Here is a 1328-nt window from a genome sequence, read left to right as displayed (position 1 = left end):
AGCCTGGGAAACTGGGTCTAATACCGGATATGACTCCTCATCGCATGGTGGGGGGTGGAAAGCTTTATTGTGGTTTTGGATGGACTCGCGGCCTATCAGCTTGTTGGTGAGGTAATGGCTTACCAAGGCGACGACGGGTAGCCGGCCTGAGAGGGTGACCGGCCACACTGGGACTGAGACACGGCCCAGACTCCTACGGGAGGCAGCAGTGGGGAATATTGCACAATGGGCGCAAGCCTGATGCAGCGACGCCGCGTGAGGGATGACGGCCTTCGGGTTGTAAACCTCTTTCAGTAGGGAAGAAGCGAAAGTGACGGTACCTGCAGAAGAAGCGCCGGCTAACTACGTGCCAGCAGCCGCGGTAATACGTAGGGCGCAAGCGTTATCCGGAATTATTGGGCGTAAAGAGCTCGTAGGCGGTTTGTCGCGTCTGCCGTGAAAGTCCGGGGCTCAACTCCGGATCTGCGGTGGGTACGGGCAGACTAGAGTGATGTAGGGGAGACTGGAATTCCTGGTGTAGCGGTGAAATGCGCAGATATCAGGAGGAACACCGATGGCGAAGGCAGGTCTCTGGGCATTAACTGACGCTGAGGAGCGAAAGCATGGGGAGCGAACAGGATTAGATACCCTGGTAGTCCATGCCGTAAACGTTGGGCACTAGGTGTGGGGGACATTCCACGTTTTCCGCGCCGTAGCTAACGCATTAAGTGCCCCGCCTGGGGAGTACGGCCGCAAGGCTAAAACTCAAAGGAATTGACGGGGGCCCGCACAAGCGGCGGAGCATGCGGATTAATTCGATGCAACGCGAAGAACCTTACCAAGGCTTGACATGAACCGGTAATACCTGGAGACAGGTGCCCCGCTTGCGGTCGGTTTACAGGTGGTGCATGGTTGTCGTCAGCTCGTGTCGTGAGATGTTGGGTTAAGTCCCGCAACGAGCGCAACCCTCGTTCTATGTTGCCAGCACGTGATGGTGGGGACTCATAGGAGACTGCCGGGGTCAACTCGGAGGAAGGTGGGGACGACGTCAAATCATCATGCCCCTTATGTCTTGGGCTTCACGCATGCTACAATGGCCGGTACAAAGGGTTGCGATACTGTGAGGTGGAGCTAATCCCAAAAAGCCGGTCTCAGTTCGGATTGGGGTCTGCAACTCGACCCCATGAAGTCGGAGTCGCTAGTAATCGCAGATCAGCAACGCTGCGGTGAATACGTTCCCGGGCCTTGTACACACCGCCCGTCAAGTCACGAAAGTTGGTAACACCCGAAGCCGGTGGCCTAACCCCTTGTGGGAGGGAGCTGTCGAAGGTGGGACTGGCGATTGGGAC

The 1328-nt window shown here is 57.1% G+C and carries 1 rRNA gene; it reads left to right on the top strand.

What is annotated here, in order from left to right:
- Positions 1-1328 (top strand): 16S ribosomal RNA (locus IEX43_RS20160); the annotation flags it as partial.

The organism is Pseudarthrobacter polychromogenes, assembly GCF_014644495.1.
Classification (GTDB): domain Bacteria; phylum Actinomycetota; class Actinomycetes; order Actinomycetales; family Micrococcaceae; genus Arthrobacter; species Arthrobacter polychromogenes.
Note: the sequence above shows the minus strand (reverse complement) of the source record. Positions and strands in the feature narration are given on the sequence as shown.